Annotated in this window: 1 pseudogene; it reads left to right on the top strand. The window is 48.6% G+C overall.

Going from position 1 to position 405, the window contains the following annotated elements:
• Positions 1-391, top strand: a pseudogene (locus AB4512_RS23055) (MSHA biogenesis protein MshE); the annotation flags it as partial.
• Positions 392-405 lie beyond the last annotated feature (14 nt).

The following is a 405-nucleotide window of genomic DNA, read 5'->3' as shown; positions in this document are numbered from 1 at the left end:
GGTGGCACAGCGATTAGTTCGTAAAGTGTGTACTGATTGTAAGGTTGAGGATGAATTGGATGAGCCTCGCAGGCAATGGTTGAGCGTACGTTTCCCTAATCAAGTGGCTGTGCCATTCATGAAAGGTCGTGGTTGCCAGAACTGTAACCTAACCGGTTATCGCGGGCGTATTGGTGTATTTGAAATGTTGGAGCTAGAGCAAGACATGATGGATGCACTCAGATCGAATGATGCGGTTGGCTTTGCTCAAACGGCAAGGCGGTCTAAAAACTACAAACCGTTGTTGGCTTCTGCGATGGAACTGGCTTTGCAAGGTGTCGTGAGCCTCGATGAGATCATGCACCTTGGTGAAGGCGATGCCTCCGGTGCAACCGATCCAATTTATCTGTAAGGGTAGACTAGTAT

Origin of the sequence: Vibrio sp. 10N.222.52.B7 (assembly GCF_041474275.1) — a bacterium.
GTDB lineage: Bacteria > Pseudomonadota > Gammaproteobacteria > Enterobacterales > Vibrionaceae > Vibrio > Vibrio crassostreae_C.
This window is presented reverse-complemented; position numbering and strand designations above follow the sequence as displayed.